Raw genomic sequence first — 22,752 nt, 5'->3', positions numbered from 1 at the left:
CCGGAGTATAGTGGTTGTGTCAGAAGGGGACGTCGGAGAAGTCGTCCTGCATCGGTCCGGAATCTGCGCCGATACCCGTCTCGACGTGAACCTCGGTGAGTTCGGGGAACTGGGCGAGCAGCCGGCTCCGGACCGCACCGATGGTGAGGTCGGAGATGCCACAGCCGTCACACGCGCCGGTGAGCAACACGGTGACACTGCCGTCCTCCGCGTTGAGGTGAGCGATGTCGTAACTGCCGCCGTGGAGTTCGATCTGCGGGAAGTTCCGGGCGAGGAACTGGCCGAGACGGTCTCTGAGGTCGGCCTCGTCGGTCATGCTGAAAGCAGAGAACCCGGACCGGCAAATGCCTTCTCACTCCCGGGGACTCTGCCGGTGGCGGTCGCGGTCATCGCCACCAGCGCGAGTCCTGGAGGCCCTCCTCCCGCGAAGGGTCAGCACTTCCAGTCTCGGAGACGATTCCACACCCGGCCTGCTCCCGGACAAGGTACTTGTCGACCGGTTCCTAACCTCCGGTACGCGACGGACGACTCCTGCTCGCGACCATCGAGATGACTCACGAGATAGCTATCCTCGGCGGCGGCGTCGGCGGCCTGAGTGCCGCCCACGAACTCGCAGACCGCGGGTTCGACGTGACGGTGTACGAACACCACGACCGCTTCGGCGGCAAGGCCCGGAGCTTCCCCGGGCCGACCGACGGTGACGCCGCACTCCCCGCCGAACACGGCTTCCGGTTCTTCCCGGGGTTCTACACGCACCTCACCGACACCATGCGGCGGATTCCGACCGAGCGCGGGAGCGTCCACGACCACCTCGTCACCACCGACACGATGCTCCAGGCGGTCACGACCGGCGAATCACAGGAGATGCAGGTCTCGGTCCCCGACTCGCTCTCGGCGTGGCGCGACCGCCTCCGCAGCATGTTCGGGTCGCAGGTCCCCCGCGACGAGGCGGCGTTCTTCGCGAACAAGCTGTTGACACTGCTGACGAGTTGCGAGCGTCGGTGGGACGAGGAGTACGAGCACGTCTCGTGGTGGGAGTTCATCCGCGCCGAGGAGATGTCCGAGGCCTACCAGACGTTCCTCGGCTACGGCATCACCCAGTCGCTGGTGGCCATGCGCCCCGAGGTGTCGAGTGCCCGGACCATCGGCCGAATCTACCTCCAGATGGTCCGCGGCCTGCTCGACCCGGGCCTCGACGCGGACCGGCTGCTCGACGGCCCCACCAACGACGTGTTCATCGACCCGTGGGTCGCCCACCTGCGCGACCTCGGGGTGACGCTCCACACCGGGGCGTCGGTGGTCGGAATCGAGGCCGACGGCGAGCACGTGACGGGTGTGCAGGTCGCGAGAGAGGGCGAACCTCGGCTCGTCACCGCCGACCAGTACGTCCTCGCGCTCCCCTCCGACGTGGTTCTGGACCTGCTCACCCCCGACCTCGAAGCGGCCGCGCCCTCGCTCTCCGGCGTGCGCGAACTCGACCGCGGCTGGATGAACGGCATCCAGTTCTACCTCCGGCGGGACGTGCCGACGGTCCGGGGGCACGGCGTCTACTACGACGCGCCGTGGGCGCTCACGTCCATCAGCCAGCGTCAGTTCTGGCCAGAGCACGACTTCGACCGGTACGACGAGTGCGAGGGCGTCCTGTCGGTCATCGTCTCAGAGTGGGACGAACCCGGCATCCTGTACGGGAAACCGGCCCGCGAGTGCACCCGGGAGGAGGTCGCCGCAGAAGTATGGGCGCAGTTACAGGCGCACCTGAACCGCGGTGAGGCTGGGGGTAGCGAGGGAGGTGACGAGGTCTTGCCCGACGACGTACTCCTGGACTCCCACCTCGACCCGGCCGTCCAGTGGGACGAGGTGGCCGGCGAACTCCGCAACGAGGAGTCCCTGCTCATCAACACTGTCGGGAGCCACCGGTACCGACCCGAGGCCCGAACCGAGTGCCCGAACCTCGTCCTCGCCGCCGACTACGTCCGAACCGAGACCGACCTCGCCAGCATGGAGTGCGCGAACGAGGCGGCCCGAAGAGCGGTCAACGCGATTCTCGACCGGACCGGGAGTCGGGCCACCCGGTGCGACCTCTGGGACTTCGAGTGGCCCGCGGTGTTCGAGCCGATGCGCCAGCACGACGCGCTGCACCTGCGCCTCGGGTTGCCCCACCCGGCGGCCGGGAGCGACCAGTTCTGGCAGGTGTACCGCGGGATGCGGTCGTCGCCGCTGTTCGGGCGGTTCCTCTCGGAGTGACGGGCCCAGGGCCGAACCCGTACGATTCAAACCCCGCACGGTCCAACCAGCCACAGCAGATGAAGAAGACGCCGACGGGGACCCCGGTCGGAGTGGACGACCCCTACGACCACGCCGAGCTGTGCGACCACCTGACCGGCGAGGGGACCTGTCGCTACGCCTTCGAGTGGCCCCAGCACGACCGCGAGTTCGCGGTCGACCGACGAGAAGATGACTTCGCCTGCCCGGTCGTCAGCGACGACACCGACGCCGACTGGACCTGGGCGGACTGCCCGCACTTCCGGGCGACCGCGACCGACCGGGAGTGCGCCCGCTGCGGCCTCGAAGAGAAGCGGATGGCCCACGATTCGGCAGACCGGCCGCTGCTGGAGGAACACCACCTCTCCTACGCCGACGAGGCCCGGGAGACGAGCCACGAGATAACGGTGTACCTCTGTCGGTGGTGTCACGCGAAGGTCCACAACTCGTGGGCGCGAGTCACCGACGACGCGAGTCCCGACCCGGAAGCCATCGCGGCGCTGGAGGAACGCCGCGGGCGCGAGATGGATGAGTTCGGCTTCGAGACGGCGAGCAAGCGTCGGCGGGACGACGAGTGAACGGCCCGGCCCCCGTTTCCAGCCTCGCCAGTAGTCGTCACCGACCGACGTACCGTCCCATCCCTACAAAAGCATCTCGTCGACGGGTTCTGCCGCCTCGCGCTTGCGTGCCTCGATGGTGGCGACGATACCGCGGAGGAGCCGTCTGATGGCTTCCTCGTGGTCCGCCTTCTGTCTGTTGAACGAGTACGGACCGACGCCGTAGGCGTCGTACGCCGCGAACGCACCGGGGGGAACGGATTCCTCTGTTTCGACGACCGAACGAATCTTGCTGAGCAGTTGGTGGAGGTGGAGGAGCTCCTGTTTTCGCATCTGGTTCGATGGTAGGGATTCGGTCAGCCTAAAGTCGTCGCCTGTCGAAGAAAGGGACCGCTACGAACGTGTCTGTGCGTATTCGAAACCGGTTTTGACGTGCCGGTAGCATGTCGAGAAAAACGCCGGCCGTTCAGGCGAGGATGTCCCCGATACGACGGGGCTCGCCCCCGAGTGCCGGGTTCTTCTCGACGATCTTCAGGACCTCGTGGTCCGTGACGTCGTAGTAGTTCTTCCCGGTGGCCTCCTCGATGAGGTCTTTCTCCAGTCGGAACTCGGTCCCTTCGTAGACGACGTCACAACCGTCTTCGTCGAACGAAAGTGTGGTCATGGCTGGGCTGATGTGACTCACGAATAAAACCCTGATGAGACGAATCAATCGTCGAGAGCGCCCGCCCACGATGCCCGGCGAACCAGACGCCGGAGACAGCGTCTGACGCCCGTCAGACGCCGACGAGGGGTTTAATACCGGTTGGAGACGATGTGGCTGTGTGTCGCTGCAAACGGACCCACTCGACGAACTCGCCATCCCCGACGGCACGACGGTCGAAGAACACGACCTCGTGACCGACGGGGACGTCCTCATCGGCGGGCGTTCGACGGTCGAGTTCGGCGTCCGGGGACGCAACGTCCTCGGCGGCGAAGGCATCCGCATCGAAGGCGGTGTGGAGGCCGAAGCCGACTGCCGACTCGACATGTGGTCCGACGTAGCGGGGAACGTCCTGGTCGGTCGGGACGCGTTCATCGGCGAACGAACCCACATCGGCGGACGGCTGCTGGTCTCCGGCGACCTCGATATCGGCGACGAGGTCGACATCGCCGAGGGCTTCGAGGCCAACGGCTGGATCGTCATCCGCAACCCCATGCCGACCATCGTCTTCCTGTTCGTCTACCTCAAACAGCTCATGCTCATGGGCGAGGAGGAAGCTGCCACGGAACTGGTCAACCAGATGACCGACGAGGAAGACCCGGACGAGGACCCGCTCGTCGTGCCGCGGAACGCCACCGTGAGCGACGACGCCTGGCGCGTCTCGACGCCTGCGAGCGTCGGAGACGAGTGCCGCCTGCACGGGAACATCCGCGCCGAATCCATCGAGGTCGGCGAGGACTGCAACATCTTCGGGAGCCTGCGTGCGAAAGAGGACATCCTCATCGGCGAGGGCACCCGCGTCCACGGCGACGTGACCACACGCAAGGGCGAGGTCCGCATCGCGCCCGGTGCGCTCGTCCTCGGCGACGTGTCCTGTTCGGACCTCGAACTCTCGAAAGGGGCCGAGGTCGACGGGACGATGCGTGCCCGGGGCAACGTCACGATGCGCGGAATCGCGAACCGCGACATCGAGTGAGTCGGCTCTCGGCTCGTTTTCAGACCTGCTTCTCTTCGAGCACGGCGACGCGCCCGTCCTCGCCGTACCAGACCACGGCCACCGCGGCATCGTCGGGGGCGCTCACGTAGAACCGGTTCCCGGTGGAGACGGGGTAGACCGTCGCCGCGGACTCACCCTCGCCGAGGGCGTCGTCGTCGGCGACCATGTACTCGTGTTCGGCACCCGCCTCGTCGACGACGGGGACCTGCTGGCCGTCGACGGAGACGGTGACCTTCTTCGTCACGTCGTCTTCGACCTGCTTGCCCTCCATGTGGACGAGTTTGACCGTCTCGTCGTCGACGCGGACGATGCGGAAGTCCATGTTCGGGGCGTACTGCGTGGTCCGGACAGTCGAGGGCGTGGTCGATTCGTCGGTCTCGTCGGGAGCCCCGGTGGCACCCGGTGAATCGTCGACGCTGACGGTCGTGGCACAGCCAGCGGAGAGGAGGGCGATACCTGTCGACGCACTTGCGAGGAGGGTTCGTCGTCGCATTTCCATTGATTCTCTACCGAAATCTGGTTAATTAGTTTCGAATCGAAGGCTCATCGCGTCGTTGTCCCGTGGTTTCTGTGAGCCTGTGACGTGTGTGACAGGGTGTCAGGTTCCGGTGTGGGGCGGGGAGCCGCTGCGGGACGCGGGCGCGTTGCGATGCACTACCGCGAAGAAGACCGGACTTGGACAACTCCGGGGTGGTGAGCGAGCAGGGCACGCGTGAACGGACTCCAGCGACCGAAAGAGTGTTTCACCGGACGGGAGTATACTCGGGTATGCTTTCCATCGCGCTCGCCGGGAAACCAAACGCCGGCAAGTCTACCTTCTACAAGGCGGCCACGCTGGCGGACGTGGACATCGCGAACTACCCCTTCACCACCATCGACCCCAACCGTGGGGTGACACACGTCCGGACCGAGTGCCCCTGTCTGGAGCGAGCGGAACGCTGTGGCGACGACAACTGCCACGACGGCAAGCGCTACGTCCCCGTGGAACTGCTCGACGTGGCCGGCCTCGTCCCCGGCGCACACGAGGGAAAGGGCCTTGGCAACCAGTTCCTCGACGCCCTGACGAACGCCGACGTCATCATCAACGTCGTCGACGCCTCCGGTGCGACCAACGCCGAAGGCGAACCAGTCGAACCGGGGAGTCACGACCCCCTCGAAGACATCGACTTCATCGAGGAGGAGATGGACATGTGGCTCACGGGCATCGTGACCCGGAACTGGGAGTCCGTCGAGCGCAAGTCCCGCTCGCCCGACTTCGACCTCGACGAGGCGCTCTCGGACATGCTCACCGGCTTCGGGGCGGGGCCGGCCGACGTGCAGGCCGTCCTCCGTGACCTCGACTACCCGGCGGACCCCATCCAGTGGGAGGACGAGGACCGCGAGGCCCTGGCCCGGGCCATCCGTGCCCGGACGAAGCCCATCATCGTCGCCGCGAACAAGGCCGACGTGGCCGCCGAGGAGAACCTCCAGCGACTGCTCGACTGTGGCAAGCCGGTCATCCCGACGACGGCCGAGGGCGAACTCGCGCTCCGCAAGGGGGCCGAAGCGGGCGTCATCGACTACGACCCCGGCGACGAGACGTTCGAAATCGTCGGCGACATCTCCGAGGGACAGCAGACCGCACTCTCCGGCCTCCAGGAGACGCTGGACCGGTGGGGCGGCACCGGCGTGCAGGAAGCCCTGAACTATGCGGTGTACGACCTGCTCGACCACCTCACGGCGTTCCCGGTGCAGGACGCGAACAAGTGGACCGACGCCAAAGGCAACGTCCTCCCTGACGCGTTCCTCCTGCCCCGCGGCTCGACCCCGGTCGACCTCGCGTACACCGTCCACTCCGACATCGGCGACGGCTACCTCCACGCTGTCGACGCGAAGTCAAACCGGGACATCTCAGACAGCTACGAACTCGAAGAGGGAGACGTGGTGAAGATCGTCTCGACGGCGAAGTAGATGCCAGACTCGTTCACCCTCCCGATCGCGGAGCCACAGCCGAGCCAGTTCTACCTCAGCCAGGCGAAACTCGACGGCGTGCTCTCGTGGTGCGACCCTGACGACCCACAGTACGACCCACTCCCAGTAATCGACCTCGACGGGGAGTGGACGCTCATCGACGGCCACACCCGGGCGTTCGTCGCCTCGCTGGCGGGCGCAGCGGAACTCCACGTGACCCACGACCGCGACGACCACCCCCGGGAGCTGTACCGCCGCTGCGTGGACTGGTGCCGCGACGCCGACATCACTCGCGTCACGGACCTGCACGGGCGGCTCGTCAGCGCCGAGACCTACCAGAGACGGTGGATAGACCGGTGCCAGGCGGCCGCGAGAGAGGACTGAGCCACCACGGACTCACTGGGAATGCGCGGCCGCCAGCCGCTCGAAGTTCCGGAGCGTCCGTCTGGTCGTCACGTCGGCCCACGAGCGCCCCGACTCGGTCCAGCCGAAGTCCTCGCGGATTCGCGGGAGCAGCGGCTCCTGGAACTCGGGGTGGTACTGCACGGTCCACACCGGGGCGTCGCGGTGGCGCGTCGCGAAGTACCGGTAGTCGTCGGTCGAGGCGATGGCCACCATCCCGTCGCCGGGTTCGACCACCCTGTCGCTGTGGACCGCCGGAACCGTCGGGTTCACCCCCTCGAACAGCGGGTCGTCGGCGAGTGCCGGAGCGACGAGCCGGTGGTCGAGGCCGTGGTGTTCGACCGTCCCACCCAGTGCCTCGTTGACGAGTTGGTGGCCGAAACAGACGCCGAGGACGGGGACGTCGTGCTCTACGAGTTCTCGGACGAACGCGGCCTCGTCGCGCATCCACGGGTACTGGTCGGCCTCGTAGACGCCTGCGGTGCTTCCCCCGACGACCACCCCCTCGACGCCGCGCGAGAGCAGGTCGTCTACCGCTGGGCGACTGCCCGCCCGAGTGTAGTCGTACGTCTCGTACTCGGTGAGCAACGAGCGCAGCGCGTCTCCCAGGTACCTGGCGTCGGGGTCGACCTCGTTCTCCAGCGAGAGGAGCATCGATTGGAGATAGACCCGGGGCGTCGTAACGACTGGGGTCACTATCGGAACGCACCACTGGCTCCGGCAAGTTGAATACCAAGGTCTGAAAAGGGAATAAACGAGCGATCATGTCCGAGGCGCACGACTACCGGGAACTCAAACGCGACACCGAACCCGACAGCGTCGCGACCCTCTTTCTCTGGGTCAAAGGGTCGGCCGTCGGCGCGTTCACGTTCCTCGTCGGCCTCGGGCTCGTCCACTTCCTCGTCAAGATGCGCTACTACGGTGAGGCAGGCCTCGCGGTCGCCGAACTCGGCCGATGGCGGGTGTCAGCGTGGGTGTACTACAACGCCCACATGGTCCCGACCGACGGCGTCACGTTCGGGCCGACGGAGGCGTTCGCGAACTCCGGGAGTACGCTCGCGCTGCTTGCAGCGGCCAACAGCCGGCTGCTCGGACTCTATCTCCTTCCACCCGCGCTACTCGTCGTCTCCGGCTACCTGACCGCGAAGCGCCGCCCGAAGAACACGTCGTGGGTCCGGGGCGGGCTGGCGGTGTTCGTCGGCTACTTCTTCATCGCCGTGGTGTTCATGCTGGTCTCGACCCTGCAGGCCCCGAGTGACATCCCCGGACTGGAGTCCCTCGCGACGGACGAGGTCGGCCCGAACCCGTGGCTCGCCATCGCCTTCGCCGCCATCGGCTACCCGGCTTTCTTCGCGATGCTCGGGGCGACCGTCGGGCGGCGCGCCCCGTGGCGGCGGCGCGGGAAGGACCGCAAACCGAAGCACCGGCAGTAGTCGGGATTCCCCCCGACTGGTCGTCGACCTGTCGACTCACCCGCTCACGTGAGCGGCTGAAAGTACACCGCCACGAGCAACGCCGCCAGGAACACGTAACAGCCCCTGACCAGGAGCATGGTCGCGAGTTCCTCGGTCCCACGGTAGGCGAAGAACGCGACGGGAACGAACACCACGACGGCCAGCGCGGCCGATGGTGGGAAGACGCCGAGTGCGGCGAATCCGAGGACCCCGACCAGTCCCACACCCATGATGCTGAATGCGGCGCGTCGGGCACCCTCGCGGCCGAGGATGACCGCCACGGTCCGCTTCTGGATGGACCGGTCGTACTCGTAGTCCTGGGCGTCGTCGACGACTTTGACGCCGGAGAGCAACACGAGGAAGACGGCGGCGAAGGCGACCGCGACCGTGGTGATGGTACTGGTCTGGACGTAGAAGCCACCGACGATGGCCAGCGCGATACCCAGTGGATAACCGGTCGTCGTCGTCACCGGGTTCGTGTCGAGTTGTGGCGCGTGGTGATAGCCGATGAGCCAGCCGGGGACCGCCAGAACGGCCGCCCATGGCCCGACGAGCAGCCAGAGTGCACCCACCATTCCGGCGAAGCCGAGGGTCGCCCCGGCCAGTGCCAGGCGACAGCCTCTGGCGGTCAGCGGATGGTCGTCGTCCTCACCACGAACGTAGAAGTCGACGTAGCCGTCTTTGACGTGGGCAGTGTAGACGGCGAAGAAGATGGCCGTCATGTGGACTGCACCGAGCAACGGGTCGAATTCACCGGCGAGGATACTCCCGAACCACGAGGCCGCGATGGGCGGGAGCATGAACACGGGGTGGACCTGCGAGGCGAGTGCCTGCGCGTCTGCTCTCGGACCCGACCCGTGACGAGAGAACGTCATATGCGAACCCTTCGCACGAAAATGACATAACTTCGTGGGATGAGGCGACTGACTCGGTGCAGTCTCGGAGTCGGGTCGTGTCAGGGTGGCTCGCCGACGGGCCTCGGCCTACTCCGTCTCCTCCACGAACGCGTCGAGTAGCTTGCGTTCGCCTGCACGGAGGTGTTCGTGGAGGGTCGGTGCGGCGATGTCCATGGCCTCGGCGACCTCCTCTGCCGTGCTGTCGCGGGGCCACTCGTAGTAGCCGGCCGCGTAGGCAGTCTCCAGGGCGGTCTGCTGGCGGTCGGTCAGTCTGTCAGATAGCCCCTGCCGGAAGGACTCGGTCGACTGCACGGAGCGTTCGACCTCGCGCTTCGAGAGCACCGACACGTCGGAGAAGGCGGACTGGACCGCGCCAGCGATAGCCTTCAGGTCGGCGTCGGGAGCGACCTCGGCGACGACTCGTCCCTCACCCGCCTCGACCCGGAAGGTGTTCACCGTCGCACCGACCCCGGAGAGCGTCTCGATGACCGCCCGGCTGACCGTCAGTTCGAACAGAGACTCGTCTCCCTCGGTGACGAGTCGAACGTGGTCGACCGCCTCGTGCTCGATAGCCCGCTCGAGGAGGTCGTCCGCGGCCGCATCGTGTGCCTCGACGAAACAGGTCAGCCCGGACTCGTCGGTCGACGCGACCCCGCGGAGGGCGATGGTCGCGTCCGTCGCCTGCGAGAGCGCGACGACGGGGTCGTCGGTGTCGGTGTGGCGGAACTCCAGTTCGGCGATGGTGTCCGCCAGCAGGAGCTTTTGCTGTTCGACGGCGTTGATGCCGTTCCCGATGTGGTCACCCAGGTCGACGAACACGGATAGCTCGTGGTCGGTGAAGACGTACGACTCGGTCGTGTAGACGACCAGTGCGCCGTAGGACTTCTCGCGGTAGGAGAGCGGAACGACGACCGCGGCGGTCTCGTCGGGGTCGACAGCACCGTCGAACACCGTCGCCGCGTGAGCACTGTCGATGGTGGACAGCACCTGCAACTGCTCGGACTCGACGGCTTCGACGACGCGCGCCTGAAGTTGTCCGTCCAGGTCGGCATCGATGCCGTCGTCGACCGCCCCGGCCGACACCCGTGCCTGCAGCCCGCGGCTGTGTTCGTTGTACCCCGTAACCAGGGCTCCCCGGTAGGCCTCGGTTTCGACCAGTGCGTCACAGACCTCCGTCTCGATGGTCTCTCGCGTCGAGGCCTCGACGAGCGTCCGGTCGACGCTCCGGATGACGTGGTTCACGTGGGCGAGCCGACCGAGCTGTCGCTCGCGACGCTCGATTTCGGCCTCGTGGTCCTCGTAGGTCTCCGAGAGTTCCTCCCGAAGGTCGACGAGGACACCCGCGTCCCGGAGGTTCTCCCGGTCCCGGGTGGAGAGCACCTCCTCGGTCGCCTCCATCGCGAAGTACTCGCGAACGGCCTCGGAGAAGTCCCGCCGCGCCAGGAGGTCCTCGGCGGCGTCCAGGATGTCGGCTTCCGCGACCGGTTTGACGAGGTACTCGTCGAAGGGCATGTCCACGATGTCGGTGTCGGGCGCGACCGCAGTCATCATCGCGACCGGACAGTCGTAGCCGCGGTCGCGGAGTTCCTCCAGCGTCTCGTCGCCGGAGAGGCGCGGCATCCGTCGGTCGAGCAACACGAGGTCGACGTCGTCGTCGATGCGGTCCAGTGCGTCCTCACCGCTGTACGCGGTCTGAACGCTGTAGTCCTCGCCTTCGAGCCAGTACCGGCAGGTGTCTGCGAGGTCCTGGTCGTCGTCGACGACGAGGACTGTGGGCTCTACGGCCCGTGTGTCCGACTCGGAATCCGCGGACAGCTCTGTAGCCATTGGTGAGTCGATACGCGATAGAACGGCAAAGGCGATGTAGCCTAAGTGTATAGGGAGGGTGCGCGCCCCCTCAGCGGACCGCGTCGGTCGCCTCGCGCATGATATCGAGGGCCTCCTCGAGTTCCTCGGTGCTCGTCGCGTACGAGAGGCGTGCGTAGCCCTCGCCGTGCTCACCGAAAGCAGAGCCCGGAACGACGACGACGCCGCGGTCGATGACCTCGTCCACCCAGCCCTCTGGGACCTTCGGCATCACGTAGAACGCGCCGGTCGGCGTCGGGACTTCGAGCCCCATGTCTTCGAGGCCAGAGACGACGAGGTCGCGGCGTTCCTCGAACGTCTCGACCATCTCCTCGACGACCGTCTGGTCGCCGGAGAGGGCGGCCTCGGCGGCGTACTGCGCCGGGGCCGACGCACAGGCCTGCACGTACTGGTGGACGCGGAGCATGCGTTCGATGCGGCGCGAGGAGCCAGTGACCCAGCCCAGCCGCCAGCCGGTCATCGAGTACGTCTTGGAACACGCGGAGACGACGACGACGTTGTCGGACTCGGCGAACTCGATGGGCGAGTGGTGTTCGCCCTCGAAGACGATGTGCTCGTACACCTCGTCGGAGATACAGAGCACGTCGTGTTCGTCCGCGATGCGGGCGAACTCGCGCATGTCTTCTTCGGACTGGACCGCGCCCGTCGGGTTGCCGGGGCTGTTCACGATGAACGCCGCGGTGTCGTCGGTGATGTGCTCCTCGACGGTCGCCGGGTCGAGCGTGAGGTCCTCGCGGAGCGGCACCGGCTTCGGTTCGCCCGTCGCGATGCGCGTGAGAGCGTCGTAGGCGACGAACCCGGGGTCCGGGAAGATGACCTCCTGACCGGGGTCGACGTGGGCTTCCATGGCGAGGTGAAGCGCCTCGGAGCCGCCGGCCGTCGCGATGATGTCTTCCGGGTCGACCTCCATGCCGCGGTCCTCGGCGTAGCGGCCACTGATGGCCTCGCGAAGGGATTCGGTCCCCTTGTTCGACGTGTAGGCGTCGGCGCGGCCGTCCTCGATGGCCGCGATTGCCCCCTCCCTGGCGTGTTCGGGCGTCGGGAAGTCCGGCTGGCCCAGCCCGAGGTTGATGGCGTCCTCGCCTGCGGCCTCGAAGACCTTTCGGATACCACTGATGCTGACCTGCTCGATGCGGTCTGAGAACTCCGTCATACTCTAGAGCGCGCAGGGCGAGCGGATAACTCTTGATGTGAGTCGTGTTCCCACGTGTGTCACACCGCGACAGAACCAGCAACAACACCCGCTATCTATGAGGCGTTTCCCAGTGGGCACCCGGCCGAGAGCCCTCGAAATCGCCAGCAGGCATCGGCTAACGTGTCGGTTACCGGGCCGAACTCGCTCACGGTGGTAGTTACCGTGGCCTTTGCGGAATTAAGCCTGGACGGTCAAGGCGTTCGAAATGAGTAGTTTCGACGGCTCGCATCTCTCTCGGCGGCGGTTCGTACAGGCGACAGCAGGCACTGGAATCGCAGGACTCGCCGGCTGTGTCGGCGGTCTCACCGGTGGCAGCGGTGGTGGGGACCCCCTCAACGTCGCGTACATGCCTATCTACCCCGATATGCAGCACTTCGTGATGGACCAGCAGGGGTACTACGACGACCTGTCGGTCCCGGTCGAGGCGGAACTGTTCAGCGACGGCCCGAGCATCGTGCAGGCGTTCGCAAAGGGGAGCTACGACGTGGCGCTGTTCGGCGTCGTCCCGGCGATGATAATCGTCGACAAGACTGGCTTCGCGAAGGTGACCGGCGCGAACATCGAGGAAGCCATGCTCATCATGGCGAGCGACGAGTTCGCCGCGCTCTACGACGAGCACGGCGCGGACGCGTTCGCGAAGTTCGAGGCGCAGAAGGGCCGGAAGTTCACCTTCGGGACCTTCCCGCCGGGGTCGGTCCCGGACATCCTGCTCCGGTACTGGCTCGACAGCGAACTCGGCCTCGACCCCGAGAGCGACGTGAACATCAAGTCCCTCGGTGGCGCGGGCCCGGTCCGGCAGGCGCTCGTCGCGGGCAAGATAGACGGGACGAGCATCATGGAGCCGGTGCCGACCATCGTCCAGTCCAAAGACGCCGGCTACCAGAACATCGCGTGGGCAGGCGACTTCATGTCCGGCCAGCCCGCCGCCGTGACGATGATGCACGACCGCCTCCGGAACGACCGGCCCGAACTCGCGAAGGACTTCCTCCGCCAGCACCGGAAGGCGACCGAGTTCATCAACGCGAACCCGAAGGAGGCAGCCGAGGACGCCGCGACCGTCATCGGCAAGGACGTGCTCCCGGTCGACATCGCCCAGCAGGCCATGGAGTCGAAGGGGGCGAACTTCATCTCGGACCCACACCGCATCGAAGGTGGCGCGAAGATATTCGCGGACTACGCCAGCCGCCTCGGCAAGACCGAACAGAAGTTGCGCGTCTCGGACATCTTCGATTACTCCCTGTACGACGAGGTCGCGAACGAATGAGCCTGGAGACGTCCGAGGCAGCGACGACGACCACCGAGGACACCGGGTCGGTCCCTGGCGAGACCGGGGACCTCCGGGCCCGTCTCGACACGCGGCGGCTGGGTGCGGGTGCCGCCGGGACGCTCGCGTTCCTCGTCCTCTGGCAGGTCGTCGCGATGCCGCTCAAGCCGTTCATCCTCCCGACGCCGGTGGAGGTCGGTGGCGCGCTGTACGGCCAGCTCACCACGGACGCCACCTACACGCTGCCGCTCACGAGTACCGACGTGTCGCTCCCCAAGCTGTTCGTCCGGCTGTTCCAGAGCCTCCAGCACTACCTGCCCGGGCTGGTCATCGGGTCGACCCTGGGAACCACGACCGGCATCGCGATGGGCTGGTTCACGCTGGTCGACGACGCGCTGACGCCGGTGACCCGCATCCTCCGGCCCATCCCGCCGCTGGCGTGGATCGCCTTCGCCATCATCTGGTTCGGGACGGGTCACATGGGCGCGACGTTCATCGTCGCCATCGGCGCGTTCTGGATTACCTTCTACAACGCCTACAGCGGCGTCGAGGCCGTTCCACAGGACCTCAAGGAGGTCGCCGCGAGCCTCGGCGTCGACGACGACCTCACCATGATTCGGAAGGTCGTCGTCCCGAGCGCCATGCCCGAGATATTCACGGGCATCCGGACCAGCATCGGGCAGTGCTGGATGATCGTCGTGGCTGCCGAACTCGTCGGGCCGCCGGGCGTCGGCGAGCAGATACTCATCGCCGCCCAGAACCTCGCGCTGGACGTCAGCGTGGCGTACATGCTGGTCATCAGCGCGGTGTTCCTGATGAGTGACGCCGCCTTCCGCAAGGTCCAGCAGGAGGTGCTGGCATGGCGAGCGTGAACGACTCCGACGCGAGCGCCGAGGAGTCGACCGCCACCGTCGCGGTCGATGGCATCGGCAAGCGCTACGAGACCGGCCGCCAGGACGTGCAGGCCATCGCCGACGTGTCCTTCGCGGTCGAAGACGGCGAGTTCGTCTGCATCGTCGGCCCCTCGGGCTGTGGGAAGACCACACTGTTTCGCATCATCGCGGGACTCGAAGACCCGACCGCGGGTGGTGTGTTCCTCGGTGGCGACCGCGTCGAGGGGCCTGGCACCGACCGCGGGATGGTGTTCCAGGAGTACGGCCTGTTCCCGTGGCGGACCGTCTCAGAGAACGTCGCGTTCGGGTTAGAACAGCAGGACGTCTCCGAGGCCGAGCGCGAGACCCGCGTCGCCGAGATGCTCGACCTCGTCGGCCTCTCGGAGTTCGCAGACGCCTACCCGAAAGAGCTCTCTGGCGGGATGAAACAGCGCGTCGGCATCGCCCGGGCGCTGGCGGTCGACCCCGAGATACTGCTGATGGACGAGCCGTTCGGGAGCGTCGACGCCCAGACGCGGAACATGCTCCACGACGAACTGCTCGACGTGTGGGCCGAGACCGAGAAGACGGTCCTGTTCGTCACCCACGACGTGGAGGAGGCGGTGAAACTCGCGGATAGAATCGTGGTCCTGAGCGAGGGCCCCGGCAGCGTCCGGGAGATAGTCGACGTGGGTCTCGACCGACCACGCACCCGGACCGACGAGGCGTTCGTCGAGCACGCCGAACACGTGCTCGACCTGCTGCACTGACGGCTCACGCCGCCCGCCCGTTCTCGCTTACTGGTACATCCGGAGCGGCTGTGCCTGCGAACTCTCCTCCTCTTTCGCTTCCTCCATCCGCTTTGCCAGCCGTTCTTTCTGCTCGCGAATCTCTTCGGCCCGTTCGACCAGTTCCGAGATGTCGACGTCGATGCCCGTGAGCTTGCAGATGCCGTCCTCGATGAGGACGCGTGCGGCCTCCGGGTCGGGGAACTTCGGGTCGGACTCGACGACCAGGCCGACGCTGTCGAGACCGGTCTCGACCGCCCGGTTGAGCAACGCCCCGGTCGGGCCACTGACGACCCCGTTCTCTGACGGGAGTGGGATGTCCGTCTCCTCCAGCATCGCCACGCCGCCCGCGGTGCCGACCCCGTATATGGCCGGCTTGCCATCTCGCTTGGCGGGCAACCCGCTGAGATAGATGGGCGTCAGGCCAGCGCTCTCGACCCAGCCCGTCATGCAACCGGAGAACTCGCTGACGGCCTGGGCGTCGACGGGGACGTCGCTCTGGAGGGCCGCGAACCCGCTCTCTTCGTCCGCGTAGATGCGGACCGGTGGCTCCAGCTCGCGCTGGTCCTCGTGGTAGATGCCGATGCGGGCGAGTCCCTCGCAGTGACACGTCCCGTAGAGTTCCATGTCGAAGGTCTCGATGAGGTGGTCGGTGGCGATCTTCCCGACCAGCCCCACGCCCGGGAGGCCTTCGATGAGGAACGCACCGTCGAGGTCCATGTCTGACCGCTTCTTCACGTGTGCCATAGGTAACACGAGACACCGACCGGATTAAAAAGCACCCCCCGCTTCGAAAGCGACAAACCCCCGTCTCCCGAAGCGGGCGGCATGGAGCCGTTCGAACGGTATCGAGACATCGTCGACGATTTCGAGGCGTTCCTGGCCGCGTGCGAACGGCCGTTACCGATGGCGGTCCGGGTGAACACCCTGAAGACCACCACAGAGCGCGTCACACGGGCGTTCGACGAGGCTGGCATCGGGTACGAACAGGCGGACTGGCACCCCCACGTCCTCACGCTGGAGACGGACAAACCGGGGTCGACGTGGCCGGGCTTTCACGGCTGGACCACCGGGCAGGAGGAGGTGTCGGCCATCCCGCCGACCGTCCTCGACCCGCAACCGGGTGACCGCGTGTTCGACACCTGCGCCGCGCCGGGGTCGAAGACCACACAACTGGCCGCCGAGATGGAGGATACTGGCACCCTCGTCGCGAACGACAACAACCTCGGCCGCCTCTCTGCACTGCGGTTCAACTGCGAGCGCCTGGGCGTGACGAACGTGGTCGTGACGAACCAGGACGCGAGGAACTTCTCGCTGAAACCGTTCGACGGCAAAGAGTTCGACCGCGTCCTCGTCGACGCGCCCTGCTCGTGCGAGGGGACCATCCGGAAGAACCCCGACGCGCTCGACAACTGGAACATGGGCCACGTCACCTCGGTCGCGGGCATCCAGAAGGGCATCCTGAAACGGGCCCTGCAGGTGACTCGCGAGGGCGGCACCGTCGTCTACTCGACGTGTACCTTCGCACCGGAGGAGAACGAGGCCGTGCTGGACCACGTCCTCGCCGAGGAAGACTGCCAAGTCGTGGACTACGACCTCGCACTGGACCACGTCTCCGGCATCACCGAGTGGGAGGGTGAGGAGTACGACCCACAGGTCGCGAAGGCCAAGCGCGTCTACCCGCACCACAACGACACGGGCGGGTTCTTCACCGCGAAACTGGAGGTGACGGCATGAGCGAGCAGACCAACCAGGGCCACCGTTTCGACCGCCTCCCGGCCACGGCGGACGACCGCGAGGTCGAGGGCCGCGCTACTCGCGAGGAGGTCGTCGGCTGGTGGGAAGAGCGGTTCGGCGTCCCGCCGGAGACCTTCGCGGACCACACCTTCTACGAGAAAGGCAAGGGCAAGATCTGGGCCTTCGCCGGGGACGTCCCCGACCACATCGAGGTCGAGGGCGTCGGGATGACGTTCCTGCGCACCCGGCAGGAGCACTGGAAGCCGACCACGGACGCGGTCCAGCGCTTCGGAAAGCTCGCCACGAAAAACGTCGTCGACCTCACCGAGGTGGAAGCCCGCCGGTTCGCCGACGGCGAAGACCAGGAACTCGACTACGACGGCGACTGGGGCTACGTCATCGCCGCCCACGAACTCGCCGGCGAGCGCGAACCACTCGGCGTCGGCCTGTTCCTCTACGGCGAGCTCCGGTCGGTGGTACCGAAGGGACGTCAGCGCGACGTCTGAGGGGCCACGCTCTTCTCATCAGTCGCGCCCCAATCACGTGAGACATCGCCACAGTGTGGCTTGCTAACACATATCGTTGCGTCCGGCCTAGAGAGAGCAGACGCCGGACGACCGGCGTCGGGGAGTACACAATGCCATCGTTAGACATCGCTCGACAGAAGGACGCAGTCGTTACAGCGACTCCCGACACGCCAGTCGGTGACCTCGCCAAGACGATGAAGAACAAGAAGGTCGGGTCGGTCGTCATCCACCAGAACGAAGAACCCGTCGGCATCGTCACCGACCGGGACATCGTCGTGAACCTCGTCGCCGAGGGTAAGGACCCGAAGACGACGACGGCGAACGACGTGATGGAGAAGGACATCATCACCGTAGACGTCAGCACCGGCATCAGGGAGATCTGTGCGAAGATGCAAGAACACAGCGTCCGCCGGATGCCCATCACCGAGAACGGGAAGATAGCCGGTTTCGTCACGCTCGACGACCTCGTCGTACTCATCGACCAGGAACTGCACGACCTCTCGGAGGTCATCAAGACCCACTCGCCACCGTACTAGGGTTCAAACGCAAACGGGCAGCAATGCCCGTCGTGACCTGATCATCGCCCCGTGGCGGGCTGCGGTTGCACGGCACGCCGCCACGGGACCAGTATCGACAGTGCCGTCTGCTCGCTATATCCACCCACCTGCCGTTCGGTCGAGAACGGACCTGCATTTCAGTCCGTCGTGTGGAGGGTGCCCCCACTCAAACCCTCCCACTCGACGCGATAGCCAAGTCTCGCTAGCACGGCGCTCGACTCGTCGATTCCGCAGGCTGCCAGCACCGACTCGGCGTCAGCCAGCGACATCCCGGCCGCGAGGTCGTCCGCGACCGCGTCCAGCACGGCCGGACGAACGAGCGTTCGTCCCACGCGCTCGTGCGCGGGGAACGTCTTGGATTCGATTACGTCCTCACTGACACCGTGTCGCTCCGCGAGCGACGCCATCGTCACCACGTCGTCGCCCGGTTCGAGTCGGTCGGGGAGCGCGGCCGCACTGGCAGCGACGAGTTCGTCCTCGTACCGCCGGAGTGCGTCCCGGACGTCTTTCACCCGGATTCGTCCACCCGAGTAGGGTATCGTCCGGTGGTCGAAGGACTCGATAGCTTCGCCGACGCCCAGTGACTCGTCGACCGCGACCAGCATCTCGACGTCTTCGAGGTCGGCCAGCTGAGAGAGTTTCTTCTCGACGTACGCAGGCGTCCAGAAGCCCATCACCTCGAAGTAGACCCGAAAGTCCGCCGCGTCCGCGTCCCGGCCGGCCGGCGCCCAGTCGAACGCGAAGTCCGGAATCATCACTCGCGTCCCCGTCGCGAGCGGTTCCGGCTCCCTGACGAGGTCCCAGTCGAGGTCGAGCGAGGTGAACCGGGTCGCGAAGTCGGCCTCGACGTCGCTGTCGTAGCTCACCTCGGCGACGGGGTCCGTGCCGGGAACGCGGACCGGGTCGCCGTCTGAGAGCACCAGCCGTCGCTCCGTCCCCCGGTCGTCGATGGTCGCGACGAGCCGCCAGTCGTCGGTCTTCGCGACGGTCCGCAACAACCGCGCGAACCGCGTCCCGTAGCGCCGCGAGTTCCGGAACAGGCTGTCCGGCCCGGTGACGACGACCTCGCGACCCTCTGGCGTCTGCTCGATCTCGTACATGAGCCGGAGCCGCTTGACCGCCGAAACGAGTGCCTTCGGGTCAGACGACCGGACGCGCACCGTCGTCGCGTCGAACAGCGCCGTCTGGGCCAGTGAGAGGTTGTACTGGGCAACCAGTTCTGCCGGCGTCCACGGCGCATCGACCGCCGTGACGACCTGGTTCTCCGGCAGGTCGGCGTACAGCGACTCGGCGACTGCCTCGGGCGTCGACCCGAGAGCCGTCGCGGCCTGCGCCATGGCGGTCTCACGCTCGGCCTTCGTTACCACCCCACCCGGTTCGGCCGCGGTGAACGCGGCGCGTCGCGCCCGGTCCGGCGGAATCGGTGCCGTCGTCTCGACCGTCGCCTCGCGCTCGACCAGCTTCGCGAACCCCCGGACGAGCTTGAAGTCCGCCTCGTCACCCTCCAGGTCGGTCAGCGCGTCCTGAAGGTCGCCGTAGGACTCGCCGACGTGGCCCTGGAACACGCCAAGGACGCGCGCAGCGACCGCTTCAGCCTCGTCGTCGACGAACCGGGGCTGGTATCCGCCGCCAGCACGCGAGACCCGAAGCAGGTCCTTGGTCAACATGGTCTCACGTCGGGGCGCGGCCCGCAAAAACCTGTCACCCGGGCCTGTTGCGAGACACAAGGGTTTCCTCCCCCCGTGCCGAACCGAGGCTCGATGCAGCGCCGCGCCTTCTGTGTCGCCGTCGGGAGCGTCCTCGCGGGGCTCGCCGGCTGTACGGGCCGCCTGCCGGCCGACCAGCCCGGAGCGAAGCACACCGCACCCGGGAGCGATGGCTACGAACAGCCGACGGCGGACCTGTCCACGCCGACCGGAACCCAGGCGGTCGCGCCGAACGTCGCCGTCGAGTTCGCGTTCCCCACCACGTCTGAGGGGTTCGCGGTCGACGTCGTCGTCACCAACGAGGGGGCAGAACCACTCGAAGCAGTGCTCGTTCTCACGTGGTCCACGGACGAAGCGGTCGAACGGCAGCGGACGCTGGTAGAACACGACCCAGGCCAGACGCAGACCTACACGTTCGAGTTCCCGACTGCCGGAGACCTCTCCGTCGACTGGGAAGAACCGTGACTGGCTGGGACGCGGGTCGTCTCAGCCTCGCCGACGGTCCGCCACTCGCGTCTCGGCGGTCTCTCGACTGATTATCTCGTAGAGAAGCGCCCGCCCGCCGTCTTCTTTCGGTCGAAGGATTCGACCCAGTCGCTGGGTGAACTCGCGTTCGCTGCCACTCCCAGAGAGGATGACGGCGACGTTCGCGTCCGGCACGTCGACGCCCTCGTCGAGGACGTTCGAGGTGACGACGCGCGAGTACCGCCCGTCCCGGAACCGCTCCAGGATGTCACGTCGCTCGTTCGTTCCGGTGTGGTGCGTGACCACAGGGACGAGAAAGCGCTCAGAGATGTCGTACGCGAGGTCGTTGTGCGCCGTGAACAGGATGACACGGTCGTCCCGGTGCCGACCGAGCACGTCCGCCAGCGCGTTGAGTTTCGCTTCGCTGCCCATCATGATGCGCCTGGCTTCCTGTTTGGCGAGTAGTGCCCGCCGTGCAGCCGGGTCGGTCCCCGAGCGTTTCACCAGTTCCTGGTAGTCGCTTCCGCTCCGAAGCTGGATGTTGCTGCGGGCGAGATAGTCGGTGAAGATGCCCTGCTTCTCCTCGTAGCGCTCGCGTTCTGCGGGCGTGAGTTCGACCCTGAGTCGCTTTACGTCGTAGTCCGCGAGGTGGTCGCCGGCGAGGTCGTCCACCGAGAGCCGGTGGACGAGCGGCCCGACGAGGTCCTCGATGGTCTCGTGTGCCCCGTCGGGACGCTCGAAGGTCGCGGTGAGGCCCAGTCGGTACGGGGCGGCCAGCAAGCGGGCGATGTCCTGGTAGCCCTCACCCCCGAGGTGGTGGACCTCGTCGAAGACGACCAGTTCGAACCGGTCGCCGATGTCGTCGGCCCGGAGGTACGCCGAGTCGTACGTCGAGACGGTGAGCGCCTCGAGGCGCTGTTCGCCGCCACCGAGTTGCCCGATTGGCTCGTCGAACTCCGCGGCGAGTTCCGTCCGCCACTGGTCGACGAGGTCGAGCGTCGGGACTACGACTAGCGACGGCGTCGAGCACTGTTCGATGGCCGCGATGGCGATGACGGTCTTCCCGCTCCCCGTCGGGAGTTCGAGGCAGCCCCGTCGTGAGAGACCTGTCCCGGACGTGTCACTGGCCCAGTCGTCGAGTGCGTTTCGCTGGTACTCGCGAAGTTCGTACGTCGAGTGAAGCGGCGGTACCGGGGAGAGGTCGAGGACGTCGTCGGTGCACTTCTCGCCCGCCTCGTCGAGGGCACGCCTGAGTGCCGCGTACTCGTACGCCGGCACCCGGCCGGTCCCACTTCGCGGGTCGGTCTCCACGCCCGGGAGGGGTCGAGAGTCGTCGCTCTCGACACGAACCGTGCCGTTCTCGTACCGGAGCGTGGTCGGCATCGGCCGGAGGTTGCCACGCAGGCGCTATAAGCGGTGTGGGACCACACCAGTGGTCCACACGTGGCCAGTCGAGAGCAGGGTCGTACCTGAACCCTTTTGGTGTCTGGCGGGTTTTGTTCCGCACATGGACGAAGACGAGGACACGGAGACGCCGACCTCCGAGGCAGGCGAGGAGGTCGAAGACGTTCCCGAAGCAGAGGAGACGCCCTCCGTCGACGCCCCCGAGCAGACAGCGGACGAGGCAGCGGAGTCAGACACAGGCACCGAAGACCCCGCTGTCGACGAGGCCTCGGAGAAGACAGCCGAGGAGAAGACAGCCGAGGAGAAGACAGCCGAGGAGAGCGACGCCGAGTTCGAATGGACCGCCGCCGATTCGGACGCCACTGATTCGGACGCCGCCGAGACACCGGTCGGTGACGACCTCGTCGAGCGCGTCAGCGCCGTCGACGAGGAACTCGGGGCGGAGGTCGAGACGCTCATCCAGCGCGCATTCGAGCTCAAAGACGAGGCCGAGACGCTTCGGGAGACGGTCGAAGACCTCGAAGCAGAGCGTGACGACCTCCGCGACGAGCGCGAGGACCTCAAGCAGCGGCTCGTCCGCAAACAGGCCGACTTCAAGAACTACAAAGAGCGAGCGAAGAAGAAGCAAGAACAGATTCAAGAACGTGCGACAGAGGACCTCGTCGAGCGCATCGTCCCGGTCCGGGACAACCTCGTCCGCGCGCTCGGGCAGGACGAGGGTGCCGACATCCGCGACGGTGTCGAGGCGACCCTGCGCGAGTTCGACCGTGTCCTCGAAGACGAGAACGTCGAGGAGGTCGCTCCGACCCCGGGCGCCGAGGTCGACCCCCAGCGCCACGAGGTGATGGTCCGGGTCGACAGTGCGGAGCCTGAGGGTGCCATCGTGGACGTCTACCGCCCGGGTTACGAGATGGGTGGGAAGGTCATCCAGACTGCACAGGTCACCGTCAGCAACGGCTCCGACTACGACGACAGTGACGAGGCCGTCGCCCTCGGTGGGGAAGTCGAGGAAGCCCAACCTGCGAGTGCCGATTCTCCAGCATCTGACGGTGGTGAAGTCGACGAAGAATCAGGGGAAAGCGCGGAGTCGACCGACGACGAGGTCAGTGAAGCTATCGGGGGCGAAGAGTAAACCTAACTCGTTTCAACG

General features: G+C 66.6%; 25 protein-coding genes. 14 read left to right on the top strand and 11 right to left on the bottom strand.

The genetic code is table 11. The features are described 5' to 3' along the window. Window positions 1-19: 19 nt before the first annotated feature. Window positions 20-316, bottom strand: coding sequence for a NifU family protein (locus ACSC1R_RS10815; protein ID WP_439025760.1), 297 nt, complete (start codon window positions 314-316; stop codon window positions 20-22). Window positions 317-549: 233 nt separating this feature from the next. Between ACSC1R_RS10815 and ACSC1R_RS10810 the strand changes: the two genes are divergently transcribed. Together ACSC1R_RS10810 and ACSC1R_RS10805 are read left to right on the top strand one after the other, a co-directional pair. Further along, window positions 550-2,244, top strand: coding sequence for a hydroxysqualene dehydroxylase (locus ACSC1R_RS10810; protein ID WP_439025759.1), 1,695 nt, complete (start codon window positions 550-552; stop codon window positions 2,242-2,244). Between the two features lie 59 nt (window positions 2,245-2,303). Then, window positions 2,304-2,840, top strand: a complete 537-nt coding sequence (locus tag ACSC1R_RS10805; RefSeq protein WP_439025758.1) for a DUF7097 family protein — start codon at window positions 2,304-2,306, stop codon at window positions 2,838-2,840. Between the two features lie 63 nt (window positions 2,841-2,903). Here the strand turns inward: ACSC1R_RS10805 and ACSC1R_RS10800 are convergent, their stop codons facing one another. Further along, window positions 2,904-3,152 (bottom strand): UPF0058 family protein, encoded by a 249-nt coding sequence (locus tag ACSC1R_RS10800; protein ID WP_439025757.1) that lies wholly within the window; start codon window positions 3,150-3,152, stop codon window positions 2,904-2,906. Window positions 3,153-3,285: 133 nt separating this feature from the next. After that, window positions 3,286-3,483 carry a DUF5800 family protein gene (locus ACSC1R_RS10795; protein WP_439025756.1) on the bottom strand — a complete coding sequence of 66 codons (198 nt, stop codon included), beginning with the start codon at window positions 3,481-3,483 and terminating at the stop codon, window positions 3,286-3,288. A 160-nt stretch (window positions 3,484-3,643) separates the two neighbouring features. Between ACSC1R_RS10795 and ACSC1R_RS10790 the strand changes: the two genes are divergently transcribed. After that, a complete protein-coding gene (locus ACSC1R_RS10790; RefSeq protein ID WP_439025755.1) occupies window positions 3,644-4,498 on the top strand; it encodes a polymer-forming cytoskeletal protein in 855 nt (284 codons plus the stop codon). 19 nt (window positions 4,499-4,517) lie between these two features. On the opposite strand, the gene ACSC1R_RS10785 is transcribed toward ACSC1R_RS10790, so the two are convergent. Then, complete coding sequence (locus ACSC1R_RS10785; RefSeq protein ID WP_439025754.1) at window positions 4,518-5,012, bottom strand: hypothetical protein; 495 nt, start codon at window positions 5,010-5,012, stop codon at window positions 4,518-4,520. Between the two features lie 275 nt (window positions 5,013-5,287). Between ACSC1R_RS10785 and ACSC1R_RS10780 the strand changes: the two genes are divergently transcribed. Both ACSC1R_RS10780 and ACSC1R_RS10775 read left to right on the top strand, forming a co-directional pair. After that, complete coding sequence (locus ACSC1R_RS10780) at window positions 5,288-6,469, top strand: redox-regulated ATPase YchF (protein WP_439025753.1); 1,182 nt, start codon at window positions 5,288-5,290, stop codon at window positions 6,467-6,469. Continuing rightward, window positions 6,470-6,853 carry a histone acetyltransferase gene (locus ACSC1R_RS10775; protein WP_439025752.1) on the top strand — a complete coding sequence of 128 codons (384 nt, stop codon included), beginning with the start codon at window positions 6,470-6,472 and terminating at the stop codon, window positions 6,851-6,853. Between the two features lie 12 nt (window positions 6,854-6,865). On the opposite strand, the gene ACSC1R_RS10770 is transcribed toward ACSC1R_RS10775, so the two are convergent. Continuing rightward, window positions 6,866-7,525, bottom strand: coding sequence for a type 1 glutamine amidotransferase (locus ACSC1R_RS10770; RefSeq protein WP_439025751.1), 660 nt, complete (start codon window positions 7,523-7,525; stop codon window positions 6,866-6,868). Between the two features lie 110 nt (window positions 7,526-7,635). On the opposite strand from ACSC1R_RS10770, the gene ACSC1R_RS10765 reads away from it, so the two are divergent. Continuing rightward, window positions 7,636-8,304, top strand: a complete 669-nt coding sequence (locus ACSC1R_RS10765; protein ID WP_439025750.1) for a hypothetical protein — start codon at window positions 7,636-7,638, stop codon at window positions 8,302-8,304. Between the two features lie 44 nt (window positions 8,305-8,348). Here the strand turns inward: ACSC1R_RS10765 and ACSC1R_RS10760 are convergent, their stop codons facing one another. The 3 genes from ACSC1R_RS10760 to ACSC1R_RS10750 form a co-directional block, all read right to left on the bottom strand. Continuing rightward, window positions 8,349-9,200: a UbiA family prenyltransferase gene (locus ACSC1R_RS10760; RefSeq protein WP_439025749.1), complete on the bottom strand. Its 852-nt coding sequence runs from the start codon at window positions 9,198-9,200 to the stop codon at window positions 8,349-8,351. 108 nt (window positions 9,201-9,308) lie between these two features. Then, window positions 9,309-11,048 (bottom strand): bacterio-opsin activator domain-containing protein, encoded by a 1,740-nt coding sequence (locus tag ACSC1R_RS10755; protein WP_439025748.1) that lies wholly within the window; start codon window positions 11,046-11,048, stop codon window positions 9,309-9,311. 70 nt (window positions 11,049-11,118) lie between these two features. Continuing rightward, the gene (locus tag ACSC1R_RS10750; protein ID WP_439025747.1) at window positions 11,119-12,240 is read right to left on the bottom strand and encodes a pyridoxal phosphate-dependent aminotransferase; all 1,122 of its coding nucleotides are present in this window, start codon (window positions 12,238-12,240) and stop codon (window positions 11,119-11,121) included. A gap of 247 nt (window positions 12,241-12,487) precedes the next feature. Here ACSC1R_RS10750 and ACSC1R_RS10745 point away from each other — a divergent pair, with 247 nt between their 5' ends. From ACSC1R_RS10745 to ACSC1R_RS10735, 3 genes are read left to right on the top strand one after another with little or no spacing between them, the layout of a single operon-like run. Then, entirely contained in the window at window positions 12,488-13,546 is a 1,059-nt protein-coding gene (locus tag ACSC1R_RS10745; RefSeq protein ID WP_439025746.1) for an ABC transporter substrate-binding protein, read from the top strand. Continuing rightward, window positions 13,543-14,418 (top strand): ABC transporter permease, encoded by an 876-nt coding sequence (locus tag ACSC1R_RS10740; protein ID WP_439025745.1) that lies wholly within the window; start codon window positions 13,543-13,545, stop codon window positions 14,416-14,418. Before ACSC1R_RS10745 ends, ACSC1R_RS10740 begins: the two co-directional genes overlap by 4 nt. Beyond that, window positions 14,406-15,188, top strand: a complete 783-nt coding sequence (locus ACSC1R_RS10735; RefSeq protein ID WP_439025744.1) for an ABC transporter ATP-binding protein — start codon at window positions 14,406-14,408, stop codon at window positions 15,186-15,188. Before ACSC1R_RS10740 ends, ACSC1R_RS10735 begins: the two co-directional genes overlap by 13 nt. Before the next feature lie 27 nt (window positions 15,189-15,215). Here ACSC1R_RS10735 and ACSC1R_RS10730 read toward each other — a convergent pair whose 3' ends face one another. Further along, window positions 15,216-15,953: a proteasome assembly chaperone family protein gene (locus ACSC1R_RS10730; RefSeq protein WP_439025743.1), complete on the bottom strand. Its 738-nt coding sequence runs from the start codon at window positions 15,951-15,953 to the stop codon at window positions 15,216-15,218. Window positions 15,954-16,034: 81 nt separating this feature from the next. On the opposite strand from ACSC1R_RS10730, the gene ACSC1R_RS10725 reads away from it, so the two are divergent. From ACSC1R_RS10725 to ACSC1R_RS10715, 3 genes are all read left to right on the top strand, one after another. Then, on the top strand, window positions 16,035-16,943 hold the full coding sequence (locus ACSC1R_RS10725) for an RsmB/NOP family class I SAM-dependent RNA methyltransferase (RefSeq protein WP_439025742.1): 909 nt from the start codon (window positions 16,035-16,037) through the stop codon (window positions 16,941-16,943). Then, window positions 16,940-17,449: a DUF7122 family protein gene (locus ACSC1R_RS10720; RefSeq protein ID WP_439025741.1), complete on the top strand. Its 510-nt coding sequence runs from the start codon at window positions 16,940-16,942 to the stop codon at window positions 17,447-17,449. The genes ACSC1R_RS10725 and ACSC1R_RS10720 overlap by 4 nt, the downstream gene beginning before the upstream one ends. Before the next feature lie 131 nt (window positions 17,450-17,580). After that, window positions 17,581-18,006: a CBS domain-containing protein gene (locus tag ACSC1R_RS10715; protein WP_439025740.1), complete on the top strand. Its 426-nt coding sequence runs from the start codon at window positions 17,581-17,583 to the stop codon at window positions 18,004-18,006. Window positions 18,007-18,164: 158 nt separating this feature from the next. On the opposite strand, the gene ACSC1R_RS10710 is transcribed toward ACSC1R_RS10715, so the two are convergent. Next, complete coding sequence (locus ACSC1R_RS10710) at window positions 18,165-19,694, bottom strand: DUF790 family protein (RefSeq protein WP_439025739.1); 1,530 nt, start codon at window positions 19,692-19,694, stop codon at window positions 18,165-18,167. 93 nt (window positions 19,695-19,787) lie between these two features. Here ACSC1R_RS10710 and ACSC1R_RS10705 point away from each other — a divergent pair, with 93 nt between their 5' ends. After that, on the top strand, window positions 19,788-20,198 hold the full coding sequence (locus ACSC1R_RS10705) for a hypothetical protein (protein WP_439025738.1): 411 nt from the start codon (window positions 19,788-19,790) through the stop codon (window positions 20,196-20,198). Window positions 20,199-20,219: 21 nt separating this feature from the next. Here the strand turns inward: ACSC1R_RS10705 and ACSC1R_RS10700 are convergent, their stop codons facing one another. After that, complete coding sequence (locus tag ACSC1R_RS10700; protein WP_439025737.1) at window positions 20,220-21,581, bottom strand: DEAD/DEAH box helicase family protein; 1,362 nt, start codon at window positions 21,579-21,581, stop codon at window positions 20,220-20,222. A gap of 124 nt (window positions 21,582-21,705) precedes the next feature. Here ACSC1R_RS10700 and grpE point away from each other — a divergent pair, with 124 nt between their 5' ends. Next, entirely contained in the window at window positions 21,706-22,734 is a 1,029-nt protein-coding gene (gene grpE / locus ACSC1R_RS10695) for a nucleotide exchange factor GrpE (protein WP_439025736.1), read from the top strand. The last annotated feature ends 18 nt before the right edge of the window (window positions 22,735-22,752 follow it).

The sequence above is a fragment of the Haloarchaeobius ordinarius genome, assembly GCF_051801355.1.
In the GTDB taxonomy this organism is placed as follows: Archaea; Halobacteriota; Halobacteria; order Halobacteriales; family Natrialbaceae; genus Haloarchaeobius.
The sequence above is the reverse complement of the archived record's forward strand: the minus strand, read 5'-3'. Positions and strand labels throughout refer to the sequence as shown.

Excerpts from the sequence above, each read along its gene's own strand:
- ACSC1R_RS10815 (WP_439025760.1), bottom strand. The coding sequence starts at position 316 with ATGACCGACGAGGCCGACCTCAGAGACCGTCTCGGCCAGTTCCTCGCC.
- ACSC1R_RS10810 (WP_439025759.1), top strand. The coding sequence starts at position 550 with ATGACTCACGAGATAGCTATCCTCGGCGGCGGCGTCGGCGGCCTGAGT.
- ACSC1R_RS10805 (WP_439025758.1), top strand. The coding sequence starts at position 2,304 with ATGAAGAAGACGCCGACGGGGACCCCGGTCGGAGTGGACGACCCCTAC.
- ACSC1R_RS10800 (WP_439025757.1), bottom strand. The coding sequence starts at position 3,152 with ATGCGAAAACAGGAGCTCCTCCACCTCCACCAACTGCTCAGCAAGATT.
- ACSC1R_RS10795 (WP_439025756.1), bottom strand. The coding sequence starts at position 3,483 with ATGACCACACTTTCGTTCGACGAAGACGGTTGTGACGTCGTCTACGAA.
- ACSC1R_RS10785 (WP_439025754.1), bottom strand. The coding sequence starts at position 5,012 with ATGCGACGACGAACCCTCCTCGCAAGTGCGTCGACAGGTATCGCCCTC.
- ACSC1R_RS10780 (WP_439025753.1), top strand. The coding sequence starts at position 5,288 with ATGCTTTCCATCGCGCTCGCCGGGAAACCAAACGCCGGCAAGTCTACC.
- ACSC1R_RS10775 (WP_439025752.1), top strand. The coding sequence starts at position 6,470 with ATGCCAGACTCGTTCACCCTCCCGATCGCGGAGCCACAGCCGAGCCAG.
- ACSC1R_RS10770 (WP_439025751.1), bottom strand. The coding sequence starts at position 7,525 with ATGCTCCTCTCGCTGGAGAACGAGGTCGACCCCGACGCCAGGTACCTG.
- ACSC1R_RS10765 (WP_439025750.1), top strand. The coding sequence starts at position 7,636 with ATGTCCGAGGCGCACGACTACCGGGAACTCAAACGCGACACCGAACCC.
- ACSC1R_RS10760 (WP_439025749.1), bottom strand. The coding sequence starts at position 9,200 with ATGACGTTCTCTCGTCACGGGTCGGGTCCGAGAGCAGACGCGCAGGCA.
- ACSC1R_RS10755 (WP_439025748.1), bottom strand. The coding sequence starts at position 11,048 with ATGGCTACAGAGCTGTCCGCGGATTCCGAGTCGGACACACGGGCCGTA.
- ACSC1R_RS10750 (WP_439025747.1), bottom strand. The coding sequence starts at position 12,240 with ATGACGGAGTTCTCAGACCGCATCGAGCAGGTCAGCATCAGTGGTATC.
- ACSC1R_RS10745 (WP_439025746.1), top strand. The coding sequence starts at position 12,488 with ATGAGTAGTTTCGACGGCTCGCATCTCTCTCGGCGGCGGTTCGTACAG.
- ACSC1R_RS10740 (WP_439025745.1), top strand. The coding sequence starts at position 13,543 with ATGAGCCTGGAGACGTCCGAGGCAGCGACGACGACCACCGAGGACACC.
- ACSC1R_RS10735 (WP_439025744.1), top strand. The coding sequence starts at position 14,406 with ATGGCGAGCGTGAACGACTCCGACGCGAGCGCCGAGGAGTCGACCGCC.
- ACSC1R_RS10730 (WP_439025743.1), bottom strand. The coding sequence starts at position 15,953 with ATGGCACACGTGAAGAAGCGGTCAGACATGGACCTCGACGGTGCGTTC.
- ACSC1R_RS10725 (WP_439025742.1), top strand. The coding sequence starts at position 16,035 with ATGGAGCCGTTCGAACGGTATCGAGACATCGTCGACGATTTCGAGGCG.
- ACSC1R_RS10720 (WP_439025741.1), top strand. The coding sequence starts at position 16,940 with ATGAGCGAGCAGACCAACCAGGGCCACCGTTTCGACCGCCTCCCGGCC.
- ACSC1R_RS10715 (WP_439025740.1), top strand. The coding sequence starts at position 17,581 with ATGCCATCGTTAGACATCGCTCGACAGAAGGACGCAGTCGTTACAGCG.
- ACSC1R_RS10710 (WP_439025739.1), bottom strand. The coding sequence starts at position 19,694 with ATGTTGACCAAGGACCTGCTTCGGGTCTCGCGTGCTGGCGGCGGATAC.
- ACSC1R_RS10705 (WP_439025738.1), top strand. The coding sequence starts at position 19,788 with ATGCAGCGCCGCGCCTTCTGTGTCGCCGTCGGGAGCGTCCTCGCGGGG.
- ACSC1R_RS10700 (WP_439025737.1), bottom strand. The coding sequence starts at position 21,581 with ATGCCGACCACGCTCCGGTACGAGAACGGCACGGTTCGTGTCGAGAGC.
- grpE (WP_439025736.1), top strand. The coding sequence starts at position 21,706 with ATGGACGAAGACGAGGACACGGAGACGCCGACCTCCGAGGCAGGCGAG.